Source organism: Rhizobium sp. WW22, from assembly GCF_047041135.1.
GTDB lineage: Bacteria > Pseudomonadota > Alphaproteobacteria > Rhizobiales > Rhizobiaceae > Rhizobium.
Genome location: NZ_CP178199.1, coordinates 1325351 through 1348450, shown reverse-complemented (window position 1 = coordinate 1348450; position 23100 = coordinate 1325351). Strand labels below are relative to the sequence as shown.

The 23100-nt window shown below is 59.2% G+C and carries 22 protein-coding genes, 1 pseudogene and 1 riboswitch; of the genes and pseudogenes, 12 read left to right on the top strand and 11 right to left on the bottom strand.

The features are described from left to right. Positions 1-3 precede the first annotated feature (3 nt). The 5 genes and pseudogenes from ACK83U_RS25175 to ACK83U_RS25155 all read right to left on the bottom strand — a co-directional run bounded on the left by ACK83U_RS25175 (position 4) and on the right by ACK83U_RS25155 (position 5346). Positions 4-1287, bottom strand: a complete 1284-nt coding sequence (locus tag ACK83U_RS25175) for an aspartate aminotransferase family protein (protein ID WP_112603950.1) — start codon at positions 1285-1287, stop codon at positions 4-6. Positions 1288-1289: 2 nt separating this feature from the next. Then, positions 1290-2645, bottom strand: coding sequence for an aspartate aminotransferase family protein (locus ACK83U_RS25170; RefSeq protein WP_112603948.1), 1356 nt, complete (start codon positions 2643-2645; stop codon positions 1290-1292). 16 nt (positions 2646-2661) lie between these two features. Then, positions 2662-3312, bottom strand: coding sequence for an HAD-IA family hydrolase (locus ACK83U_RS25165; RefSeq protein ID WP_112603946.1), 651 nt, complete (start codon positions 3310-3312; stop codon positions 2662-2664). Then, positions 3309-4562 (bottom strand): Tm-1-like ATP-binding domain-containing protein, encoded by a 1254-nt coding sequence (locus tag ACK83U_RS25160; protein ID WP_112603944.1) that lies wholly within the window; start codon positions 4560-4562, stop codon positions 3309-3311. The genes ACK83U_RS25165 and ACK83U_RS25160 overlap by 4 nt, the downstream gene beginning before the upstream one ends. Further along, positions 4562-5346, bottom strand: a pseudogene (locus ACK83U_RS25155) (IclR family transcriptional regulator). Before ACK83U_RS25155 ends, ACK83U_RS25160 begins: the two are co-directional and overlap by 1 nt. 317 nt (positions 5347-5663) lie before the next feature. On the opposite strand from ACK83U_RS25155, the gene ACK83U_RS25150 reads away from it, so the two are divergent. Both ACK83U_RS25150 and ACK83U_RS25145 read left to right on the top strand, forming a co-directional pair. Further along, entirely contained in the window at positions 5664-7118 is a 1455-nt protein-coding gene (locus ACK83U_RS25150; protein ID WP_112603940.1) for an APC family permease, read from the top strand. A gap of 57 nt (positions 7119-7175) precedes the next feature. Beyond that, the gene (locus ACK83U_RS25145; RefSeq protein WP_112603938.1) at positions 7176-8654 is read left to right on the top strand and encodes an aldehyde dehydrogenase; all 1479 of its coding nucleotides are present in this window, start codon (positions 7176-7178) and stop codon (positions 8652-8654) included. Positions 8655-8739: 85 nt separating this feature from the next. Here ACK83U_RS25145 and ACK83U_RS25140 read toward each other — a convergent pair whose 3' ends face one another. Together ACK83U_RS25140 and ACK83U_RS25135 are read right to left on the bottom strand one after the other, a co-directional pair. Then, positions 8740-9252, bottom strand: a complete 513-nt coding sequence (locus tag ACK83U_RS25140) for a flavin reductase (RefSeq protein WP_112603936.1) — start codon at positions 9250-9252, stop codon at positions 8740-8742. A gap of 10 nt (positions 9253-9262) precedes the next feature. Continuing rightward, complete coding sequence (locus tag ACK83U_RS25135; protein WP_112603934.1) at positions 9263-10825, bottom strand: 4-hydroxyphenylacetate 3-hydroxylase N-terminal domain-containing protein; 1563 nt, start codon at positions 10823-10825, stop codon at positions 9263-9265. A 95-nt stretch (positions 10826-10920) separates the two neighbouring features. Between ACK83U_RS25135 and ACK83U_RS25130 the strand changes: the two genes are divergently transcribed. Further along, a complete protein-coding gene (locus ACK83U_RS25130) occupies positions 10921-11814 on the top strand; it encodes a helix-turn-helix domain-containing protein (RefSeq protein WP_112603932.1) in 894 nt (297 codons plus the stop codon). Between the two features lie 42 nt (positions 11815-11856). On the opposite strand, the gene ACK83U_RS25125 is transcribed toward ACK83U_RS25130, so the two are convergent. Beyond that, on the bottom strand, positions 11857-12684 hold the full coding sequence (locus ACK83U_RS25125) for a helix-turn-helix domain-containing protein (RefSeq protein ID WP_412474914.1): 828 nt from the start codon (positions 12682-12684) through the stop codon (positions 11857-11859). A 97-nt stretch (positions 12685-12781) separates the two neighbouring features. Between ACK83U_RS25125 and ACK83U_RS25120 the strand changes: the two genes are divergently transcribed. Then, positions 12782-13711 (top strand): phytanoyl-CoA dioxygenase family protein, encoded by a 930-nt coding sequence (locus ACK83U_RS25120; protein WP_412474913.1) that lies wholly within the window; start codon positions 12782-12784, stop codon positions 13709-13711. Between the two features lies 1 nt (position 13712). Here ACK83U_RS25120 and ACK83U_RS25115 read toward each other — a convergent pair whose 3' ends face one another. Further along, complete coding sequence (locus ACK83U_RS25115; RefSeq protein ID WP_112603928.1) at positions 13713-14516, bottom strand: putative nucleotide-diphospho-sugar transferase; 804 nt, start codon at positions 14514-14516, stop codon at positions 13713-13715. Positions 14517-15089: 573 nt separating this feature from the next. Between ACK83U_RS25115 and ACK83U_RS25110 the strand changes: the two genes are divergently transcribed. Continuing rightward, the gene (locus ACK83U_RS25110) at positions 15090-15314 is read left to right on the top strand and encodes a hypothetical protein (RefSeq protein ID WP_112337328.1); all 225 of its coding nucleotides are present in this window, start codon (positions 15090-15092) and stop codon (positions 15312-15314) included. Positions 15315-15388: 74 nt separating this feature from the next. On the opposite strand, the gene ACK83U_RS25105 is transcribed toward ACK83U_RS25110, so the two are convergent. Next, on the bottom strand, positions 15389-15868 hold the full coding sequence (locus tag ACK83U_RS25105) for a pyridoxamine 5'-phosphate oxidase family protein (protein WP_112603926.1): 480 nt from the start codon (positions 15866-15868) through the stop codon (positions 15389-15391). 63 nt (positions 15869-15931) lie between these two features. Then, positions 15932-16198, bottom strand: a complete 267-nt coding sequence (locus tag ACK83U_RS25100; protein ID WP_246712158.1) for a hypothetical protein — start codon at positions 16196-16198, stop codon at positions 15932-15934. A gap of 281 nt (positions 16199-16479) precedes the next feature. Between ACK83U_RS25100 and ACK83U_RS25095 the strand changes: the two genes are divergently transcribed. The 7 genes from ACK83U_RS25095 to nrdF all read left to right on the top strand — a co-directional run bounded on the left by ACK83U_RS25095 (position 16480) and on the right by nrdF (position 23096). Further along, the gene (locus ACK83U_RS25095; RefSeq protein WP_112603924.1) at positions 16480-16770 is read left to right on the top strand and encodes a hypothetical protein; all 291 of its coding nucleotides are present in this window, start codon (positions 16480-16482) and stop codon (positions 16768-16770) included. 51 nt (positions 16771-16821) lie between these two features. Then, positions 16822-17364: a DUF1269 domain-containing protein gene (locus tag ACK83U_RS25090; RefSeq protein WP_112603922.1), complete on the top strand. Its 543-nt coding sequence runs from the start codon at positions 16822-16824 to the stop codon at positions 17362-17364. Between the two features lie 224 nt (positions 17365-17588). After that, the gene (locus tag ACK83U_RS25085) at positions 17589-18686 is read left to right on the top strand and encodes an FUSC family protein (RefSeq protein ID WP_112603920.1); all 1098 of its coding nucleotides are present in this window, start codon (positions 17589-17591) and stop codon (positions 18684-18686) included. Between the two features lie 121 nt (positions 18687-18807). After that, positions 18808-19026: riboswitch (cobalamin riboswitch) on the top strand. 248 nt (positions 19027-19274) lie between these two features. Then, positions 19275-19496, top strand: coding sequence for a glutaredoxin-like protein NrdH (nrdH, locus tag ACK83U_RS25080; protein WP_112603918.1), 222 nt, complete (start codon positions 19275-19277; stop codon positions 19494-19496). An 11-nt stretch (positions 19497-19507) separates the two neighbouring features. Continuing rightward, positions 19508-19903 (top strand): class Ib ribonucleoside-diphosphate reductase assembly flavoprotein NrdI, encoded by a 396-nt coding sequence (nrdI, locus tag ACK83U_RS25075; RefSeq protein WP_112398515.1) that lies wholly within the window; start codon positions 19508-19510, stop codon positions 19901-19903. Positions 19904-20019: 116 nt separating this feature from the next. Continuing rightward, a complete protein-coding gene (gene nrdE / locus ACK83U_RS25070; RefSeq protein ID WP_412475035.1) occupies positions 20020-22101 on the top strand; it encodes a class 1b ribonucleoside-diphosphate reductase subunit alpha in 2082 nt (693 codons plus the stop codon). 20 nt (positions 22102-22121) lie between these two features. After that, positions 22122-23096 (top strand): class 1b ribonucleoside-diphosphate reductase subunit beta, encoded by a 975-nt coding sequence (nrdF, locus tag ACK83U_RS25065; protein ID WP_112603914.1) that lies wholly within the window; start codon positions 22122-22124, stop codon positions 23094-23096. Positions 23097-23100: the final 4 nt, after the last annotated feature.

The following is a 23100-nucleotide window of genomic DNA, read 5'->3' as shown; positions in this document are numbered from 1 at the left end:
GCCTCACAGGCCAGTCAATACGTCGTCGAAGATAGACAACATGAAGTCGGCATTATCCCTGGTGAACGGCATGGGCGGGCGGATCTTCGTGGCGCACTGGTGAATGCCGATCTTGCCCATCAGCACGCCGCGCTCGCGCATTTCGTTGACGATGCGGGTTGCCTCAGCAGTCGCCGGCTCCTTCGTCTGCTTGCCGAGTACGAATTCCGTGCCCATGAACAGGCCGCTGCCGCGTACGTCGCCGATGATCGCGTGCTTCTCGGCCAGCCGCTTGAAGGCATCGCGCGTATACTCGCCAACATTGCGGGCATTTTCGATGAGGTTCTCGTCGTCGATGACGTCGAGCACGGCCATGGCTGCCGCACAGGAGACTGGATTGCCGCCAAAGGTATTGAAATAGCGGAACGCCTTGCGGAAGGCGTTTATCGTGTCGACATTGGCGATGACGCCGCCGACGGGATGCCCGTTTGCCATCGGCTTGCCGAGTGTCACGATATCCGGAACGATGCCGGCGCGCTGATGGCCCCACATGTGCGAGCCTGTGCGGCCAAAGCCGGGCTGTACTTCGTCGGTAATCACAAGGCCGCCAGCCTTGCGTACGGCTGCAACCGTCCTGTCGAGAAAGCCCGGCGGCAGATCAGGAAAGCCTTCATTGGCGAAGAACGGATCGATGATGATGGCCGAAAAGCCATGCGGGGTATCCTCCAGCGAGGCGATCGCTTTTTCGACTTCTGCCGCGAAGGCCGTGGCAAAGGCATCTCCGCCTTCACCCCCGAGCGGACGATAGCTGTCCGGCGCCGGTACGTGCCGGACATGGCCGCCGAAGCCGCCGACCGGCGGCATGCGGGTCGATAGCTGAGACACTGCCGCCGTGTTGCCGTGATAGGTGTGGTTCGTGGCGATGACGCCGGTTTTGCCGGTCATGGCTTGTGCCATGCGCAGGGCCACGTCGTTCGCCTCGCTGCCCGTGCAGGTCAGGATCGCGGCATTCAGGCTCTTGTCGAAGGTTGCCGTCAGCCGCTCCACATAGTCGAGAATGCCTTCATGCAGATAGCGCGTGTGCGTGTTCAACATCGAGGCCTGCCGCGCAATCGCCTCGACCACGCGCGGATGGCAATGGCCGACATGTGGCACATTGTTGTAGCAATCGAGATACTTGCGCCCGTCGGCATCCCAGAGCCAGACGCCTTCGCCGCGCACGAGATGTACCGGCTCGTCATAGAAGAGCGACATGTTCCGGCCCAAAAGCCGTTCACGGCGCGCGATGAGGGCTGCATTGTCGGACATGATCAGCCCTTTGCAGCAGTGAGGCCGGCATCGAGCGCGGTCAGGATCGTCTGGACATTCGCAGCCGTCACGATCAGCGGCGGCGACAGGATGACATTGGCACCGGAGGTGCGGACCATCACGCCGGCATCATAAGTCGCGTCATGGACTTTCTGGACGGTGTCCTTGGCAGCCGAGCTTTTCTTCGCCCGGTCACTGACGAGCTCGAGGGCGCACATCAGGCCCTTGCCTCTGATGTCGCCGACCAGTTCGTGCTTCTCCTGCAGCCTCTTCAGTCCGGCAAGCAGCTCTTCACCGCGGGCAGCGGCATTGGCGGCGACGTCGAGCCGTTTGGTTTCTTTCAGTGTCGCAAGCGCTGCAGCCGCACCGACCGGGTGGCCGGAATAGGTGTAGCCGTGGCCGATATTGCCAACAGAGTTCTTGTTGCTCTCGAATGCCTCGGCGACCTTGTCGGAAATCATCACGGCGCCAAAGGGGAAATAGCCGTTGGTGATCGCCTTTGCCGTCGACATCATATCTGGCTTGACGCCCCAGAGGCGCGATCCGGTCCAGGCGCCTGTGCGGCCGAAAGCGGTGATCACCTCGTCGGCGATCAAAAGGATGCCGTGCCGGTCACAGATCTCGCGCATCAGCGGCAGGAAGGTCTCGTGCGGGACGATGACGCCGCCGGCGCCGAGTACTGGCTCGACGATCAGGGCTGCGATCGTATCGGCGCCCTGGAAAGCGATCTCTTCCTCGAAGAGCCTGCCGATCGCCGCCGCAATCTCGGCGCCATCGGTGGTGTTGAATGGATTGCGATAGGTGAAGGGTGCGGGGAGGTGGATGACGCCGGGCAGCAGCGGCTCATAATTGCGGCGGAAATTCTGGTTGCCGTTGACGGAGGCGCCACCGAAATGCGTGCCGTGATAGCCCTTCTTCAGCGCGATGAACTTGGTGCGCTCGGGCTGGCCATTGACCTTGTGGAATTGGCGCGCCAGCCGCAGGCAGGTCTCGACCGAGTCCGAACCGCCAGAGGTGAAGAAGGAGCGGCTGAGGCCATCCGGCCTGAACCATTCGGCAAGCTCGTAGGACAGTTCGATCAGCGGCGAATTCGTCGTGCCGCGGAAGGTCGAATAATAGGGCAGTTCGTCGAGTTGATCGCGGATCGCCTTCTTTACCGGCTCGCAGGAATAGCCGAGATTGACGTTCCAGAGGCCGCCGACGGCATCAAGTACCTTCTGGCCGTGAATATCGACTATTTCGACGCCTTCGCCGGAATTGATGATGCGGGGCGGATTGGCCTGCATCTCGGCTGGATGGGCCATTGGATGCCACAGGTGGCGTGCATTGTTTTCGATGATGAAATTGGTCTCACGCATATCAAATTCCTCTTGTTCAGAGCCCCAGCATGGCAAGTGCGCGGGCATAGCTTTCGGCGGGGCGGGTGACGTCGAAATGCACGTGAGGCAGGCTCACGGCTTCGGCGCCCTCGATGTTCTTCTTCTGGTCGTCAACGAAGACGCAGGCTTCGCGCGGCAAGTCGAGCTCGGAAAGAACGAGTTCGTAGGCGCGGGGATCGGGCTTCAGGATTTTCGTGTAAGTGGCGTCGACAATGACGTCGAAAAGCTCGATCAGCGGAAAACGCTGGCGGAACTCGACGCCATAGAAAAGGTCGAGTTCGTTCGACAGGATCGCCAACTTCAGGCCGGCCTCCTTGGTACGCAGGATGGCCTCGCGCGCTTCCGGGCGCAGGACAAGCTCCGGCTCGGCGCCGCGCGCCCGGCGCACGAAGGTCTGCATGTCGGTCCAGTTTTCGCCGACCATCTTACCCACCTCGGCCGTGCGTTTGAGCCAATAGTCGCGTTCGGTGATCTCGCGGTTCTGCATCGCGACCCAGAGCGGATCCGTGGTCGTGTCGAACGGCCCGAGCCAGGTCAGCGATCCCTTCGGAAGGCCAAGCGTGCGCTCGGTGATGTCGTGCGTCTCGAACAGCGTACGAGTGACCACACCGCCGAAATCGAGAATGAGGGCGCGATCGACGGTCATCGACGTCCCTCCGGAATAACGCCTTCGGCCACCCATTGATCGAAGATGGCGAGTGCTGCAGCGGAGAAGGCCGGCTCATTGATATGGGCATCGACCTCCTGCAGGGTGACGCTGGACGGAATCGCACGACGCATCTCGTCGATAAAGGCGTCTAGCCCTTCCGGATCATGCAGCGGCTCTTCCGGCTTGTCCCATTCCTGCAATCCTTCGGTCGGCAGCAGGAAGGCGACCTTCGCTTCGGCGCGCCGCAGTTTTTCTCCGATCACACGGGCAACTTCCCGCCGCCCTTCCGGCGATATCGTCACCGACCCGATCAACCTGTTATGGGCGTGATAGGGGCGATCCGCAAAGATCGCGGGCAAGACCTGCCACGCCTGGAGATCGACCATGTCGACTGCGCCGGGAGCCACGATCTGCGGAGTGCCGGCACGTCCGGCATTCTCAAGCCTGTCCGGCCCGGAGGTAACGACGCTACCATAATGATGATTGCTGACTTCCTGGATGCAGAAGTCGAAGACGGCGGCAAATTCACCTTTGGCGGCGATCGCTTCATAGGCGCGTCCGCCCATGCCGGTGGAATGGAATACGGCGACGTCGTAGCCGCGCTTCTCCAGCTCGGGCCGCAGATATTTCATATATTTCAGGCAGGAGGAGCCAAGGGAGGTCATTCCGACGAGGGGGCGTTTGCGATCGGGTTTGATGCTATGCCTTGCAGCGCCGACGACCGCGCCGCAGGCCTGGGAGAGAACCGACTGGCAGATGCTGTTGAGACCATAGAGACCGCCAGCCCACAGGATCATCATCAGATCGGGTGCGATGCGTTCGGGCGGTACGAGATGAGAGTAGGCAATGGTCGAAACCACGAATTTCGGCACGCCGAGCGGCAGGACGGCGGCGACGTCGAGCGCCAGATCCGTGCCCATGGAGCCGCCAAGCACGATGACTCCATCCACCAGTCCATCTTCGTAAAGGCGCAAGGCCAACGCCGCTGCACCCTTCGCCATCGCGGCCATGGCGCTATTTTCGTCGCCGCTTTCGGTAATGGTTTCGATTGTCGTTGCGGCGGCCTTCGCGATGTCATGCTTGGAATATTCAGGGCTGTAAGGTGGGTCGCCGAGAATGCTGACATCCATCATGGCCGGCTGGCCGCCGGCTTGCTTGATGACGGACGCCATGAATTGCAGTTCGTCGCATTTGGTGTCACCGGTTCCGATGACGAGTATCCGTGGTGAGGGAGCCTCCGGGCTCATCAATCCGTCCTCCTGAGTTTCGCAATAGTTCCCGCGGGTCTTTCCGACCCGTAATATTTTTCTGCGATGGCGTTGGCTGCGTTGGCGGTCTGTGCGCCGAATTCGTGAATGGCGGTCGTGTTGGTGCGCGAGAGGGGAGCGGCGATCGCCACACAGCCAATCGGGCGACCGCCCGGCGTGCGCACCGGAGCGGCCGTGCTGATGACGCCGGCTTCCAGGCCCTGGTCAATGATGGAAAAGCCCCGTGCTGCGGTTTCATCGAGCATCCGACGCAGCAATTGGGGATCGGTGACGGTGTAATCGGTGAATTTTTCGAGCGGCCTTTTAAGCGCTTCGTCGATTTCTATTCGTGGACAGGAGGCCAGAAAGGCGAGGCCTGAAGCTGTCGCATGAAAGGGCAAGAGACTGCCGACATCGACTATGATGCGGTGCGCACGCGGTGAATCCTCCACGTGAATGGTAGAAAGCTGCCCGCCCGAAAATTCGGACAGATGCACGGTCTCGGCCGAGGATTCGGCAAGCGTCCTGATGAAGGGGATTGCGACCCGCAGGAAGGGAAAGCGTGCTTCGCGGATACGGGCGAGGCGAACCGGTGCCGAGCCGATGCGGTAGCGGCGCGTATCTGAATCCTGCTCGACGAAGCCGTGTTTTTCCAGCTCCACCAGAAAGCGTCGTGCCGTCGCCTTGTCCAGCGCGCACAGGCGGGCGATGTCGGTCAGACCCGCCTCCTTGTCCAGCCGTGACAGGGTATCCAGCAATGCCAGCGCCTTCCGATCGTGCTCATCATTCCTCCTCTTGGGTTGGTCAGGTTCTGATTTCGTGCGTCCAGCCTCGGCTTCCCGTCAAATCAGCTTTCTGACCCTGCGCCGCCGCACGATAGCAGCGACCCAAGATACTTAACATGCGAAATAACTTGACAGAGGCCGGCAATGTTTGCAAGTCTATATTTGAAGCTGTGGTTCAAATAATGAACCATAAGCGCTGACGGCGGTAAAATCAACAAAAGCATAAGCCCGCTCGTCAGTCCGGTTTTTGGTGGAGGTCGCACGCGTGCAATCGCGGCGATGATCGGATGTTTTTAAACAAGGGGAACGAACGCAAATGAACACGCAAAATTCACAGGGCGCGGCCGAAAACCAGCTGCGCAAGAACAGTCTCGGCGTAGGTGCCGTGACCTTCCTCGTTGTTTCGGCCGCCGCACCGCTGACGGCGGTTGCCGGCGGCGTGCCGCTTTCGATGATGCTCGGCAACGGGCCGGGCATTCCGCTGACCTTCCTGCTGGTGACAGGCATTCTGCTGCTGTTTGCGGTCGGCTATGTCGCCATGGCCCGCCATATAAGAAATGCCGGCGCTTTCTACGCCTACACCGCGCAGGGCCTTGGCGGCCTCATGGGTGGTGCCGCAGCCTTGATCGCTATTCTCGCCTACAATGCGATGCAGGTCGGCGTTCTCGGGCTTTTCGGTGCTGCAACGAAAGGCTTCTTTGCCGAACAGCTCGGTCTCGATCTTCCCTGGTGGTTCTGGAGCTTTATCGGCATCGCCTTCGTCGCCGTCTTCGGCTACCGCCGCGTCGATCTTTCAGCCAAGGTGCTGACGGTGCTCGTCATTCTCGAATATCTCGTCGTGTTCGTCATCGACGCTGCGATCTTCGCCAAGGGAGGCGATGCGGGCCTCTCCGCCGCGCCTTTCACGCCAACTGCCTTCTGGAGCGGAACGCCGGCGATCGGCCTCCTCTTCTGCTTCGCGGCCTTCATCGGTTTCGAAGCGACGACCATTTACAGCGAAGAGGCCCGCGAGCCGGAAAAGACCGTACCGCGCGCGACCTATATTTCCGTGATCGTCATCGGCCTCTTCTATATGCTGACCTCTTGGCTGATGGTAATCGGTGCCGGCGTCGACAAGCTTGTTCCGACGCTGCAGGGCCTTGCCGATCCCACGACCTTCCTCTTCGGCCTTGCCGAGCGCTATGTCGGCCACTGGATTACCGTCGTGATGAGCGTGCTCTTCATCACCAGCCTTTTTGCTGGCATCCTCGCGTTCCACAATGGCGTGGCGCGTTATATGTATGTCGCCGGCCGCGAAGGCTTGCTGCCGAAGTCGGTCGGCGTGACGCATCCGGTCTTTCAGAGCCCCCATGTCGGGTCGATCATTCAGACCGTCATTGCCGTGCTCGTCGTCGCGCTCTTTGCGGTAACGGGTCAGGATCCGGTGCTGGCACTCTTCTCCTGGCTTACCAATGTCGCAACGCTGGCGATCATCCTGCTGATGGCGTTTACAGCCTTCTCGATCGTGGTGTTCTTCAGCCGCAATCCGGGGCTTGAGCGCAATGTGCTTGTTATCAAGGTGCTTCCGATCGTGACGGGTCTCATCCTCCTGACGCTTGTCTACTATATCTCGGCGAATTTCGGCGCGATTGCCGGCGCCAATGGCGTGCTTGCGGTGGTCTTGCCGGGGCTTGTGCTAATTGCCGGCGTCATCGGCTTTATCGCAGCGGCTCGTCTGAAGTCGGCCGATGCGGCAAGCTTTGCTCGCCTCGGCGCCGGCCAGGAAGCCTGAATCAGTTCCAATCGTGGTGGCGGGCAAATCCCGCCACCCTCTTTGTGAGACAATGAGATGCAGGAAAAGATCGACCAGCTCCGGACATTATCCGTTTCGCCCCAGACGTTGTTCATCGGAGGCGCCTGGCGCCAACCGATCAGCGGCGCAACGATGGACGTCATATCGCCGATCGACGGAACAAAGCTGACCACGATTGCCGATGCCGGCACGCAAGATGTTGACCTTGCCGTCAAGGCCGCCCGCCATGCTTTCGAAAGAGGCAGCTGGTCGAAGGCGGCGCCGGCCGAACGCAAGAAGGTGCTGCTGAAAATTGCCGAACTGATCGAGAAGAATGCGCTCCAACTGGCTGTGCTTGGGGTACGCGACAACGGCACGGAAATCTCGATGGCGCTGAAGGCCGAGCCTGGCAGCGCCGCCGGCACATTCCGTTACTATGCCGAGGCGATCGACAAGGTCTATGGCGAAATCGCTCCGACGGCTGAGAACATACTCGGGCTCATCCATCGCGAAGCTATCGGTGTCGTTGCCGCCATCGTGCCGTGGAACTTCCCGATGATGATCGGCGCCTGGAAGATTGCGCCGGCGCTCGCCGCGGGCAATTCCGTCGTGCTGAAGCCCGCCGAAGGCGCGTCGCTGACGCTGCTGAAGCTTGCCGAAATTTGCGCCGAAGCCGGATTGCCCGAAGGCGTGCTCAACGTCGTGACCGGTCGCGGTGCGGTGTGCGGCGAAGCATTGGGGCTGCACATGGATATCGATGTGCTGGCCTTCACCGGTTCCGGCCCCGTCGGGCGGCGGCTCTTGGAATATTCGGCACGCTCCAACCTGAAGCGCGTCTATCTGGAACTGGGCGGCAAGTCCCCGAACATCGTCTTTGCCGATGCGCCGGATCTCGATCAGGCGGCCAAGGTTTCTGCCTATGGCATTTTTCGCAATTCCGGCCAGGTCTGTGTCGCCGGCTCCCGGCTGCTTGTGGAGAAATCGATCCATGAGGCCTTTTCCGAGAAAGTCATCCGCATCGCCGAGGCCATGAAGGTCGGAGATCCACTGCAGTTGACGACCGACGCAGGGGCCATTTCCAGCGAGATCCAGCTGAAGAAGGATCTCGGCTATATCTCGCAGGCGCTATCGGAGGGTGCATCGCTGCGCACCGGTGGTTTGCGTATTCTTGAGGAGACGGGCGGTTATTACATGCGGCCGGCGGTGTTCGACGTGACGCCGTCGATGACCCTGGCGCGCGAAGAGGTCTTCGGCCCGATCCTGTCGATCATCTCCTTCCAAACGGAAGCGGAAGCACTTGAGATCGCCAATAGCACGGAATATGGCCTTGCCTCCGCCGTCTGGACCTCGAACCTGTCGCGCGCCCATCGGATGGTGCGGGGAATCCGCGCCGGCGTCGTGCATGTCAACACCTATGGCGGCGCCGATAACAGCGTGCCGCTTGGCGGCGTCAGGCAATCGGGTAACGGACACGACAAGTCGTTGCATGCGCTCGACAAATACGTCGATCTGAAGACGGCATGGATCCAGCTCTAACAGCTATTTTCGCATGCAAACAGGGTGCCGCCTCGTCGCCGGCACCCTGCTTTATTTCCACGAACGCCAGCCATCCATGCGGCTCCTAGCCGCCGAAGCTGCCCGTCTGGGTCGGCACATGCACATAGTTGCGGTCGAAATAGAGCAGCGCATGTCCGTCCTTGCGGCTGCGAATATCCATGACTTCACCGATGAAGATATGGTGCGTGCCGACCAGGCGCGCTTCGGTCAGGCGGCAATCGAAGGAGACGATGGCATCGGAAAGCGCCTGGCTGCCGGAACGAAAGTTGATCCATTCCGCCGCGGCATAGCGTTCCTCCATGTCGGCGCGTTGGCCGGCGAAATAGCCGGCCAGTTCCTTGTGCTCCTGCGTCAGGACATTGACGCAGAAGCGACGATTTTCCAGGAAGAGGGAGGTCTGCGCCGAGCGACTGTTCATGCAGACCAGTAGCGTCGGCGGTTCGTCGGTGACGCTGCACATGGCGGTCGCAGTAAAGCCGCCGCGGCCGGCAGGGCCGTTGGTGGTGATGACGTTCACCGGAGCGCAGACCCGAGCCATGGCGTTGCGAAATTCGGTTTTCGAGAGTTGCTCCTCCATGGCAACGTCCTCACTCGGCGGCGTTGCGGGCAGGGGAGGTATCACTCAGCGGCGGCAGCCACGTATCTCCGGTCCAGCCGTTTTCGTCGTAATCGCTCATGCACTGATCGACGAGCGCTTCCATCTCCTTCAACCGGCCACCACGCTCGGCGCCCTTTAGCACCTGCAGGCGAACTTCCTCCGGCGCGCCGGCGTAGTTAAGTTCGTAAAGGGCGTGGCGTCCGCCGAATTCGGTGCCTGTGGCGTCCCAGAGCAGCTTCATGATCTTGATGCGCTCGATATGACCCATGTCGTTGGAACCGCGCACATATTGCGCGAGGTAGCGGTCGATCTCCGGATTGCCGAAGTCCTTGGCCGAGGAAGGCAAGTAGATTAGCCCCGAAGCGATGACCCTGCGTACGGTTTCGATGACGCGCGGATAGGCCTCCGACATGAAGGTGCGGTAGGAGAGCGCGGCTTCCATGTTCGGCAATACAGCGCCATTGGCCCAAGGTTGCGGATTATAGGCCATGGCGTTGGAAAACGACCAGAACATGTGGCGAAGCGCGATGATTTCGCCGAGCGCCGCCTGATTGCCGCGGAAGGCATCGCCGCCGGTCGCGCGCAGCGCCTTGGCGAGCAGTCCGGCAATGAAGTCGAGCTTCACGGCGAAACGCGTGCAGCCTTGGAAGCAGTAACCGTGCATGAAGCCCGAGGCCGGGTGGAAGGAGAGGATCTTTGCCGCGTCGCGCAGCACGAGCACGTCCTCCCAAGGCACGAAGACATTATCAAGCACCAGGATCGCGTCGTTCTCGTCAAAGCGAGAAGACAGCGGATAGTCGAAGGGATGTCCCACAGTATTGGCGGTCTGCTCGTAGGAGACGCGGCAGAACATCTTGATCCCGGGCGCATTCATCGGAACGATGAACATAACTGACAGAGACGGGTCTTCCGTGACGGTCGCCGAGCTCTGGGCAAGGAAATTATAGTGAGTCAACGCCGAAGACGTCGCTACGACCTTGGCACCGGAAACGTAGATGCCGGCATCGGTTTCCTTGGTGATGTGGACGAAAACGTCCTTAACGGCATCGGCAGGCTTGTGACGGTCGATCGGCGGATTGACGATCGCGTGGTTCATGAAGAGCACGGATTCCTGCGCCCGCTTATGCCAGGAAAGCGCATTGTCCTTGAATGGACCGTACCAGTCGGCATTGGCGCCGAGTGTGTTCATGAGGGCCGCTTTGTAATCGGCGGTGCGACCCATCCAGCCATAGGACATGCGGGCCCAATCGGCAATGGCGCCTTGCTGGGCGACAAGCTCGGCTGAGGATTTTGCCACCCGGAAGTATTTGTGGGTATAGCCGCCTGAACCGGTATCGGTCGGGGATGTCAGACGATCCTTGGTCTTTTCGTCGTGCAGCGCGTCGTACATGCGGGCGAGCGAGCGGACGGAATTGCGCATGGCTGGATGAGCAGTCACATCGGCGATGCGCTCGCCATTGATATAGACTTCGCGGCCGTCGCGCAGGCTTTCCAGATATTCGGTGCCGGTAAATGGGCGGGTCTTGTCGCTGCGGTGATCTTCAGCTCGCATCTCGTATTCCTCCCTTGAGATCATGAGCAATGCTACGTCCGGCGCGCCGGTCCGGCCATGGACAAAGGGGGCAATTCGCTGGTACTTTTTCCGGCATGTCGCAGAAGAACGAGATTCCGAATTTCTTTGTCTATGGCGTGCCGAGCCGGGCGCTCGATGTCGGATTCCTGCATGTGGAAACGGTCATGGACCGAAAAACGCTGCATTTCGGGCATGTGGCGCCGCACAAACATCCGCTGATGGGCCAAATCACCTATTGGTACAAGGGGGGCGGGCGCTACCGGGTCGAGGACCGAACTTGGAATTTTTCCGCTCCGACGATCAGCTTCGTGCCGAGCAACATCATTCACGGATTCGAGGTCGACGATCAATCTGACGCCATCGTCGTCTCTATATCGGACGACACGTTGAAGGCGTTGGCACCCCAGGTGGATCTCAGCCTCGATGTGCCGACCTTTCTGACGGCGCGGCCGGACGATCCTTCCTGGCAAAAGATCGAAACGCTGCTGCAAATGGTCAGCGCCGAGTATCGCGAGCGCGGCGGCCTGAGCGAAAAGGTCATGCTGGGGCTGATCGGCGTCGTGCTGTCGCTGATGAACAGGCTCGGCGGCAACGCGGCATTTCCATCGGCTTCGCCGACCGTGGCGCTGGCGCTCGCGCTGCGCAGCGCCATCGACCGGCATTACAAGAGCGATTGGCCGGTCGGCAACTATGTCGACCTGCTCGCCACGACGCCGCATCTGCTCGATAAGGCGGCGCGCGAGGTGTTCGGGCACAGCGTCAAGGAGATGCTTTTGGACCGGCGGCTGCTGGAAGCCAAGCGTCTGCTGATGTTCACCATCCGCTCCGTCGAGGATATCGGCCGCGAGGTGGGCTTTGAAGATCCCGCCTATTTCTCACGCTTTTTCCGCAAACGGGTGGGGGAGGCGCCGGCGGCCTGGCGGCGCCGGAATTTGGAGCGGGAGCCATCGGGTAACCATGCGGCGTAATAAGGGCCGGTCGTTGCGACGTGTTCGACCTATCTTGATCGATCAGCTTCGCCGATAGCGGGCACGAAACTCGCGGGGTGTGCAATTTTCGCGCTCATGGAATAGCCGAGAGAAGTAGAACGGATCATCGAATCCGACTTTTGAGGCGATGATCTCGATCTTGTCGTCCTTCATCGTCAGCAACTCCTTGGCGCGGTCCATGCGCACACGAAGCTGAAAGCCCTTCGGCGGTAGCCCGACTTCCGCCGTGACTTTTCGGCGCAGTGTAGCGGGCGACATGCCGTATTCGGCTGCAAAAGCTGCCATGTCGAGGGCTTCTGTTGCTCTTTGGCGAAGCGCCTCGATTATTTCGCCGATATCCGAGCCTTGCTGAGGGGAGGGAGTGGCCTGGCTCGCCTGCCGCGCAGCCAGAATGACGATCTGATGAAGAGCGGAGGCGGCAGCGGCTCTCGACAGGTTGGTATCCTCGATGAGATCGTCTTGGATCGTGCCGAAGAGACGCTGCACGCTGTCGAGATTACGCAGGGTAATGAGCGGATTCTGCTCGCTGATGAGGCGAAGGCGCAGAAAGTCGCGCACGAGAGAGCCTTCGAAAAGCGCCCATCGCTCGCTCCAGCCTTGCGCATCGGGACCGTAAGAGTGCTGGCGGTTCGGGAAGAGCCAGAAGACCGCCGGGCCCTTCACGCTTCTGCGGTCGCCGGCATCCGTTTCGAGAAAGCCCTGGCCGCTCTCGACGAGAACCACCGCATAGTTCGGCAGCTTCCGCGCGGTTACAGCATGCATGGCGTGCTGCCTGCCGCTGCCAGTGACCGACAGTCCTCCGGCGGCTGCAAGTGGTGAGCGGTAGATGGCATGTGTTGCCGGTTTCACGGTGAGCGAAAAGTCCAGTATCACTTTCGTCCATGTAGTGAACCATCGCTGGCAGCTAGATTCAATGGGCAATCAATTCAAACCATAGGCGAGTGAAATGTCGATTCCCATGCAGAGCATTCTCTCCGACAAGAGTGTACTCAACCTTGTTGCCAATGGAAAGGTTCTCTCCACTGCGTCCCATCGGCTCGGTTATCTCACCCCGACCGATCCGAGCATCGGTGTCGAGGCAGTCCGCCGGCTTTACGAGGAGAACGGCTATGTGTGGCTCAAGGGGTTTCTGCCGCGCAAGGACGTGATCGATTTTCGCGGCTGGGTCTTCGGTCACATGGCGAAGACTGGGCTGATCGAGGCGGGAACGGACCCGAGGCATGGAATATCGTCTGCTTTAGCGCCGGAATGCCGGGATGTCGATCGTTGCCTGATGTCGCTCGTGCGCTCGGTCGCCTATGAGGGCTTTTGCGCCCAGCCGCGCCTTTCGCGCTTCATGGACGAATTCCTCTCGGGCATCTCTTATCTGCATAAGCGCAAGATCATGCGCCACGTCCGGCCGGGAACGACGACGGCGACACCAGCCCACTACGATCTGGTCTATCTTCGCGGCGGCACCAGCCGGATCGTCACGGCCTGGATACCGATCGGCGATATCCCCGTCGAAATGGGCGGGCTGACCTATTTGGAAGGATCGCATGTCATCGGTGCCCGGATGGAGCGCGAGTTCAGCGAAAAGAACAAGGATCTCAGTCCTGAGGAACGCGTTAGCGCCTATAATCGAAACATGACGAAGGGTGGCTGGGTCTCGAAGGATCTGCCCGACATGGCGGAACGCTTCAATACGCGCTGGCTGGTCGCCGACTATGAGACAGGCGACGTCATGCTCCATTCACCATTCATGATCCACGCCTCGACCACCAACCAGGACGGGCAGCGCAGACTGCGCCTTTCCACAGATATTCGCTATCAGAATGTCGAGGACGAGATCGATGCGCGATGGAACAATCACTGGACGCTCGGCGACATGCTGTGATTCAGGTTTGATCCTGTTGTAGGCTCGTTCGAAGCGTGCTCCAATTGTCATCCTTTAGCACGCGTTCGATTTCCTCGACACGATCACGACGGCGCTTGAGCCGTTTGCCGATGCGGCCAAACCAGCGTTTGCGCTTGGTCGCCTCGCGGCTTGCCTGTAGCTGCTCGATGAAGACTTCGCCGACAGACCCATTTTCGACCCGGTCGAATATCCAGCAGAAGGAGGCAGGCAATTTCGCCACCTTGAATTGCGGCTTCGCGCTTGCCGCATCCTCGGTGATGATTTCCTCCAGAACGACCTGATCCCACACGTCGGGCTTGGCAAGGCATCCTTCCCGCCAGCGCTCGATGAGTTGCGCCGCGCCAGGCGTATCGTTGATAAGAATGGTCGCGCTGATAAGGCGCTCATCGCCTTCATAATAGACGGCAATGTCGCATTCGAGTTTACGAAGCTCCGGCCAGGGATTGCGGTGGAAGACGGCGTCGACGTCGACGTAGAGCAAAGGCCCGCGCAGCCTTGCTCTTTCCTGAAGCAGGAAACCCGGTTTCAGCCCGGCATTCAATACCCAGCTGCCGGCGCTGGGCACTGCCGTTGCATAGACCTTCAGCCCGATCCGCTCGGCCGAATGGGCCATACGCTCCTTTTCCTGTTCGTAAAAACTGCCCTCAGTGAAAAACGCCACAATCGGGCCGTCGGCGCTGGTGGTCGTGGATTTGCGTTCGGCCAGATCCTGTTTTGCCGGGAAGGGGACAATCAATGCGCGTTGCTGCGGGCTCCACGGGCGAATTTTATTGAGGATATTCAAGAAGGCACCTTCGGGGGTTTATGAGCTTCAATCGAATATCCGCCACCACGAAGCGTTGCGGACAAGATTGAGAGTTTGGATGAATGGAGCATTTAGTCTGGCCAATTTCGGAAACGTCACACCGGTGACGTCCGTACCGGATTGGCAAACCGTTTGATCTTCGCTAATCGATTGTCATGTCCGATAATGTCATCAAGTTTGAACGTCGTCCGAAGCCGAAACCGCCGAGACAAACGCCTCCCTGGCTCAAGCGTTTGTTGGCGATCCTGGCCGTCATTGCGTTTTTCGTAGCAGCCTTTGCTTATTTCACGCTGAAGAGCGGCGCAGCCGGCCCAACATTCTGAGCAGTTCAAGACCGCTCCCCTTGCTTTTCGTAGAAAGCCGTTGAGCCTGGACACAGTTCATCTCGGCAAGATTTTCTTTTGCTGGAAATGAAGGTGTTTATCTAGATATTTCAATTATTTAACGGAAATACTTTATGTCCCCGCAGCTTGGTTGCGGGTGGAAGTTGATCCTCGCGTTTCTATATTTCAGGGATGTTCATGGTCTGACAAACAGGAAGAGGAGCAGGACATGACATTGACCTCGCAAGACGTCACCGCCGTACTCGGCCCTGTCGACGAGACCCTTATCGCCGATATCGTTGCGACAGGCGCAACGCCGACGGACCTGTCCGAGGCATGGGCTTGGGTCAACAGCGATGAGGCTTTGATCGGCGAGGGCCGCCATCTGCCGGCCGGTAAGGTCGCTGCGCTGGTGGAGCTGCTTTCCGCCGACGACGAGGAATGGGAAGAGTAGCAATTGGCGTTTTCAAGGCCCGATGCTAGCCATGCCGCCACCTATATGCGGCATGGCTGCAGGCTCTAATATTCTTAAAGCTCGACCTTCGCATTGTCACCCATGTCGGGTCTCGAATTCGAGACTGCAGCCGCCGCCATCTTGATGTAGCTGATGATGCTGCCGGGGCTATCCCAGTATTCGGCGAAAACAGGCGTTACCTTCAAAACGCGGATCGAGGGATCGTCGGCACTGTCCCACCACGCTCTGGCGCCTGTGGACCAGAGATCCTTGACGCGTTCGCGGTCGTTGCCGACTTCAGCTGTCCCGGATATCGAAACATATTTTTGACCCCGGGTGTCGGCGAAGGCGAGGCAGACATTCGGCCAGCGCGCGATCTCCTCATCCTTGTGGCCCGCGACATCCGTCAGGAAATAGATCGCGTTTTCGATCGGTTCGGGATGAGCGGCCATCGGCCGAGCGCGCAGGCTTCCGGATATTTGCGTGGTCAGCATGCAAAAGCCGATCTTGTCGACCAGCTCCCAAACGCGGGCGTTGTCGTCGGTGTCCGTCATGGCTGTCTCCTGGTTTCGATTGCAAAGAGAGGGAGTTGAGCTGAGATCATCCGATGAAGGGGCCTACGGCTGTTCGCGAGTGCCCGGTGCGGCTTCACGCTGGTCCGCATCGTCGAGGTCGCTCTTCACGACGAAGGCGTCGCCATGCTGGCGGACGGCTTCTTTTTCCGCTTCGATATTAGGCACGTCGTCAGGAGCGCGCTCTTTGACGTGTTCCGACGCCGCATCGATCTCACCTTTGGTCTGGTCGGCGGGAACCGATCCGGCGCGATTGCGGGTCGCGTCATGCTCGGTCTTCGCGTTGCCATTGTCGCGTCGCATGTCTGTCATTTCGCTCATCCTGTTCGTCTGGTCCGCGAAGTCTCGCGTCATTTTTGAAAATGGCGCGGCAGAGAGCCTTCCGTGGTGCGGGGGCGATCGGCCATGTCGGTCAAACCGCGCGGCGCGCTCATTGTTCCGTACTCGCGAGGCAAACACCGATTTCCTTTGTCGATGGAAGCCGGAAGGTTGGGCGGAATGGAACCTTGAACCCGAATTTGCGTCTTCCTAAGTGAGTGGCAGCCGAGGCTTTATGAGCTCGGTCACAATCACGTCTGTCAGGAGTGACCAAAATGGAAGAAAGAACAAAAACCATCGAAGAACTCAGCGTCGAAGAGCGCGAGGAAATTCTCATCGATGTTGCGAAGACGTTGGAAGGCAATGCACGCGAGGCCCTCGTCGAAGGCAACAAGCAATTCGCCATTCTTTCCACCAATATGGCCGAAGCGATCCGCGTCAATGCAGATGAGCTTGCCCGCGACGATCCGGAAAATGCCGAACGGCTTTTGCAACAGGCTGTCGCAATGATCTCGCAGTTCAATGCTACTCATCCTTACCGATTGGTCAGTACGGCTGTTCACTAAGGGGCCTCACGCCTCATTTCACGTTTCGACAACACGACCCGGAGGATTTCGATGTCAGAACTTATTGTGCTTGGTTTCGATGATGCAGACAAAGCGGACGCTGTCCTGAACCGGCTCGTTCAGCTCGAAAAAGAATATCTGATCGATCTGGAGGATGCCGTCATCGCCGTTCGTGATGAATCCGGAAAGGTTCGTCTGAAGCAGAGTGTCAATCTCACGGCGGCAGGCGCCGCAAGCGGTGGTCTTTCGGGCGCTCTCTGGGGTTCGCTCGTTGGTCTGCTTTTCCTCAATCCTCTTGCTGGGCTCGTCGTCGGCGGTGCAATCGGTGCCGGCTCCGGCGCTCTTGCCGGATCGATGGCCGATTACGGTATCGACGACGATCTTATGAAGCGTCTGGCCGAAACCATTCCGGCGAAGAGTTCCGCGCTTTTCCTCCTGATCCGCAAGGTTCAACCGGAAAAGGTGCTTGCCGAATTCAAGGGCGAGCATGCGCGGCTGCTGCGCACCTCGCTGTCGCCCGAGCAGGAGGCGCGGCTGCGCCAGGTGCTTGTCGACGAGACCTCACCGACGTCCGAGGCTTCCGCCACCGTCTGAACGTAAATCCGATCTCTACTCCTGTTGTCGGCGGAGGCCGTGCTTTCGTCCAGGAAGCGCGGTGGCTCAAGGATTGAACGGCGCGCTCGCATTACCTGCGCGCCTTCCCTAATCGCGCAAATACTGCCATTGTAGGTCATGCGGTCATTCACTAGCGGCAGCAGGGAGAGGGCAAGCCCCGGACGGCCATTGTCAGCACACGTTTCCAGGCGAAAACTTGCGCGATGACCGATCCTGTAATTCGTCAAAGCCAGCCGCCGTCAAAACCCAAGACATCGCTGATTCAGACCAAACGCGCGGCGCTGCAGGCGCTAAGGGTTATGATCGCGTGCACGATCACCTATGCCATTTCACAGCATCTTCATCTCCAGCAGGGCTATTGGGCCGTCTTCACGGTACTGATCGTCATGCAGGCGTCGGTGGGCGCGACCGCCGGAGCGGCTTTCGACCGGCTGGTTGCGACAGTCGCTGGCGCCGTGCTCGGAGGTATTGCGGTATTCGTCACGCCGCAGCAGCCGCTTGCGATTGGCATTGCCCTGATCTGCGTCGTCGGCGTTTCAAGTTTCGTGGCGGTGCGCGTGCCTCGTCTGCGCAATGCCGGACTGACGGCCGCGATCGTCATGCTGACACATTCCGCCGCCGTTCCCGTCGAGATTTTCGTGATCGATCGCATCGCCGAAATTACCCTGGGCGGTGTCGTCGGCGTGCTCGCCAGCCTGTTCATCCTGCCGACGCGCTCGCGGACCATGGTTTTGGATCGCTTCGGGTCGGCACTCGATGTCATGGCGCAGATCTTGCGAAGGCTCGCAGCCGGCGTCGAAAAGGGGGAGCCGGTATCGGCCACCGAGGCAAATATCGCCCTGCGTCAGTCCTTGATGGCGACAGAAGCGCTTTTGAGCGACGCGCAGCGCGAGCGCGCCTTCTGGCTGACACGACAGGGAATTTCGGAGGCCATTCCCCGTTCGCTCTGGCGCATCCGCAACGACATGACCTATCTCAGCCACATCGTGGAAACACCTTTCCCGCCGGCGATTGTCGAGGCGATCGGGCCGCAGGCAGGCGGAATGCTGGAGGCACAGGCCCGTTTTGCGGAGGCATGCGGCCGGGCGTTGCGTGCCGGTGGCGAAATCGATCCGGATGTGCTTTCGGCAGGCGACGCGGCTTTCGACGCCGCGTTCAGCACTCTTCAGACTTCCGAGGCTGCCCAATCGATGGGATTTAGCGAAACGGGCCGGTTGTTCGGTCTCGATTTCACATTGCGACGCATGCGCCAGAATTTTCTCGATCTCGCCGACCGCATCCGCGAAAGCAACGTCAATTGAAAGGCTCCAGCCTGTTTTTGGCCAGTCCCAAGTCTCTGCGTTGGGTGCGATGGTCGACATCCATCAACATGGAAATCTGATTGAGGCTGTCGAAGCAGTTGACGCAATTTTAACCGAGGATACTATATATAGTGTTCGAGGTTCTTCTGATTCGCAAGGATTGGAGGCTAAGATGGGAATCCGGTCGGCGAGCATGACGATTGCCAAGCCGGAGCTGCCCCCGCAACTGTGAGCGGCGAGCATTCGTTTGATGACGTCACTGAGGCCTTGTGTCTTGGGAAGACAGGACGAATGTTATGACCCGCGAGCCAGGAGACCTGCCTTGAGCAACAACGTCCACGGGCGGGGTGTCCGACTGGCGAGCGATGGTTCATGCGGCAGGATCGCCGTCATCGCTTCCTTGAAGACCCCGCATGAATAACTTCGGGGTGAAGTCCATGTTATTGAGTATTCATAGTCGCCCGCGCGAATGACGGCCGCTGAAATGCGTCCGGCCGCCGGCTAGGCTTACGTCCACTTTTCACCCGCCGAGCGGGCATCATCCGATGCCCGAGCGATTTTCTGTGCCCATCCATACGAGGATACCTCATGAGCATTACCGTCTACAGCAAACCCGCCTGTGTCCAGTGCACGGCAACCACCCGCGCGCTTGATCGCCAAGGCATCGACTACACCATCGTCGACGTATCGACCGATGCCGCCGCCTATGAGCTGGTGCAAGGTCTCGGCTATCGTCAGGTTCCGGTTGTTGTCGCCGGTAAACTGCATTGGGCCGGCTTCCGTCCCGACATGATCAGCACCCTCGCTTAAGGATCCGGGCCGTGGGCGAGATCGTCTATTTCTCCAGCCGGTCGGAAAATACCCATCGCTTCGTTGTCAAGCTCGCATTGCCGGCTGCTCGTATCCCGCTTGCCGCGGGCGACGAGTTTCGTGCGACCTCGCCCTACGTCCTGATCGTCCCGACCTATTGCGGCGAAGGCGGCAAGGGGGCCGTGCCCAAGCAGGTGATCCGCTTCCTCAACGATGCGGGCAACCGTTCGAACATCCGCGGGGTCATCGCCGCGGGCAACAGCAACTTCGGCGCGACCTATGGGATCGCCGGCGACATCATCTCTGCCAAATGCCAGGTACCGTATCTCTATCGGTTCGAACTTCTGGGCACAGATGAGGATGTCGCCAATGTCAGACACGGATTGGAACGATTTTGGACACGCTAAGCTCTTCTTTGTCGCGAGATGCCGGCGAAAAAACGCAGAGCACTTTTCCTGCTCCCGCGAATGACCGCCCGGCAAAGGCCCCGGAGACGGCGTTGGATTATCACGCCCTGAACGCCATGCTGAACCTCTATGACGAGCACGGAAAAATCCAGCTCGACAAGGATCGCATGGCGGCGAAGCAATACTTCCTGCAGCACGTTAACCAGAACACGGTCTTTTTCCATAACCTTAGGGAAAAGCTCGATTATCTGGTGACGGAAGGTTATTATGAGCAGGAGGTGCTCGACCAATATTCCTTCAATTTCGTGCGCGATCTCTTCGATCACGCCTATGCGAAGAAGTTCCGTTTCCCGACTTTCCTCGGCGCCTTCAAATACTACACCAGCTACACGCTGAAGACCTTCGACGGAAAACGTTATCTCGAGCGTTATGAAGACCGCATCTGCATGGTCGCGCTGACGCTGGCGCAGGGCAGCGAGCAACTTGCCCGCGATCTGGTCGACGAGATCATCTCCGGCCGGTTCCAGCCGGCAACGCCGACCTTCCTCAATGCCGGCAAGAAGCAGCGCGGAGAGCTGGTCTCCTGCTTCCTGCTGCGTGTCGAAGACAATATGGAATCGATTGGCCGCGCCATTAACTCGGCTCTGCAGCTTTCGAAACGCGGCGGAGGCGTGGCGCTATCGCTCACCAACATCCGTGAGGCCGGTGCGCCGATCAAGCACATCGAGAACCAGTCGTCCGGCATCATTCCCGTCATGAAGCTGCTGGAAGACTCCTTCTCCTACGCCAACCAGCTTGGGGCGCGGCAAGGGGCGGGCGCCGTCTACCTGAACGCTCACCATCCCGACATCATGCGCTTCCTCGATACCAAGCGCGAAAATGCCGACGAGAAGATCCGCATCAAGACGCTGTCGCTCGGCGTGGTCATTCCCGACATCACCTTCGAGCTCGCGAAGAACAACGAGGACATGTATCTCTTCTCGCCCTATGATGTGGAGCGCGTCTACGGCGTGCCGTTTACCGAGATTTCGGTGACGGAGAAGTATCGCGAGATGGTGGGCGACAGCCGCATCCGCAAGAAGAAGATCAAGGCGCGCGAATTCTTCCAGGTGATCGCCGAAATCCAGTTCGAGAGCGGCTACCCCTACATCATGTTCGAAGACACGGTGAACCGCGCCAATCCAGTTGCCGGCCGCATCACCATGAGCAATCTCTGCTCGGAAATCCTGCAAGTCAGCGAAGCTAGTGAATACAACGACGATCTGTCCTACAAGCATATGGGCAAGGACATCTCCTGCAATCTCGGCTCGCTCAACATCGCAGCCGCGATGGACAGCCCGGATTTCGGCAAGACGATCGAAATGTCGATCCGAGCGCTGACGGCTGTCTCCGACATGAGCCATATCTCCTCCGTACCCTCGATCGAAAAGGGCAATGACGAGAGCCATGCCATCGGTCTCGGCCAGATGAACCTGCACGGTTATCTCGCCCGCGAGCGCATTTTCTACGGTTCGGAAGAGGGCGTCGATTTCACCAATATCTATTTCTATACGGTGACCTACCACGCCATTCGCGGCTCGAACCTGCTTGCGGTCGAGCGAGGCCAGAGCTTCAAGGGCTTCGAGAATTCGAAATACGCCTCCGGCGAATATTTCGACAAATATACGAACCAGGAATGGAAGCCTGCGACCGAACGTGTCGCGGAAATCTTCGAAAAGGCCGGCATTGCCGTTCCGACCCAGGAAGATTGGCTGGAACTCAAGAAAGCCGTGATGGAAGGCGGGCTCTATAACCAGAACCTGCAGGCCGTGCCGCCGACGGGCTCGATCTCCTATATCAACCACTCGACCTCTTCGATCCACCCGATCGTCTCCAAGATCGAGATCCGCAAGGAAGGCAAGATCGGCCGCGTCTACTACCCGGCTGCCTTCATGACGAACGACAATCTCGATTACTACCAGGACGCCTACGAAATCGGTCCGGAAAAGATTATCGACACCTATGCGGCCGCGACCCAGCATGTCGACCAGGGCTTGTCGCTCACGCTGTTTTGCCGCGATACCGCGACGACGCGCGATATCAACAAGGCGCAGATCTATGCCTGGAAGAAGGGCATCAAGACCATCTACTACATCCGGCTTCGCCAGATGGCGCTCGAAGGCACGCAGGTTCAGGGCTGCGTTTCCTGCACGCTCTGAACCTTTGAGGGACGATGACAATGAACATGCAATTCAAGCCGGCAAGCCGCGTTCGCGCCATTAACTGGAACCGCATTGAAGACGATAAGGATCTCGAAGTCTGGAACCGCCTGACCGGTAATTTCTGGCTGCCGGAAAAGGTGCCGCTGTCGAATGATATCCAGTCCTGGGCCACGCTGAAGCCGGAGGAGCAGCAGCTCACCATCCGCGTCTTCACCGGCCTCACGCTGCTCGACACGATCCAGAACGGCGTCGGCGCCGTAAAGCTGATGGCTGATGCCGCCACCCCGCATGAAGAAGCGGTGCTGTCGAATATCTCCTTCATGGAAGCGGTGCATGCACGCTCCTATTCGTCGATCTTTTCGACGCTCTGCCTGACGCCCGATGTCGATGATGCCTATCGCTGGTCGGAGGAGAACGAATTCCTACAGAAGAAGTCTACGCTGATCATCGAGCAATATGCCTCCGGCGATCCCTTGAAGAAGAAAGTCGCGAGCGTCTTCCTTGAGAGCTTCCTGTTTTATTCCGGCTTCTATCTGCCGATGTTCTGGTCGAGCCGCGCCAAGCTCACCAACACCGCCGATATGATCCGCCTCATCATCCGCGACGAAGCCGTGCATGGCTATTACATCGGCTACAAATTCCAGCGTGGGATTGAGCGGCTTTCGGACGGGCAACGCCAGGAGATCAAGGACTTTGCCTTCGATCTTCTGCTGGAGCTTTATGACAACGAGGCCAAATATACCGAAGCGCTCTATGACGGCGTCGGGCTAACAGAAGATGTCAAGAAGTTCCTGCATTACAACGCCAACAAGGCACTGATGAATCTCGGCTATGAGGCGCTCTTCCCGGCCGAGGCCTGCAAGGTCAACCCGGCGATCCTCTCGGCGCTTTCCCCGAATGCGGACGAGAACCATGACTTCTTCTCGGGATCGGGCTCGTCCTATGTGATCGGCAAGGCGGTCGCCACAGAGGATGAGGATTGGAATTTCTGAGGAT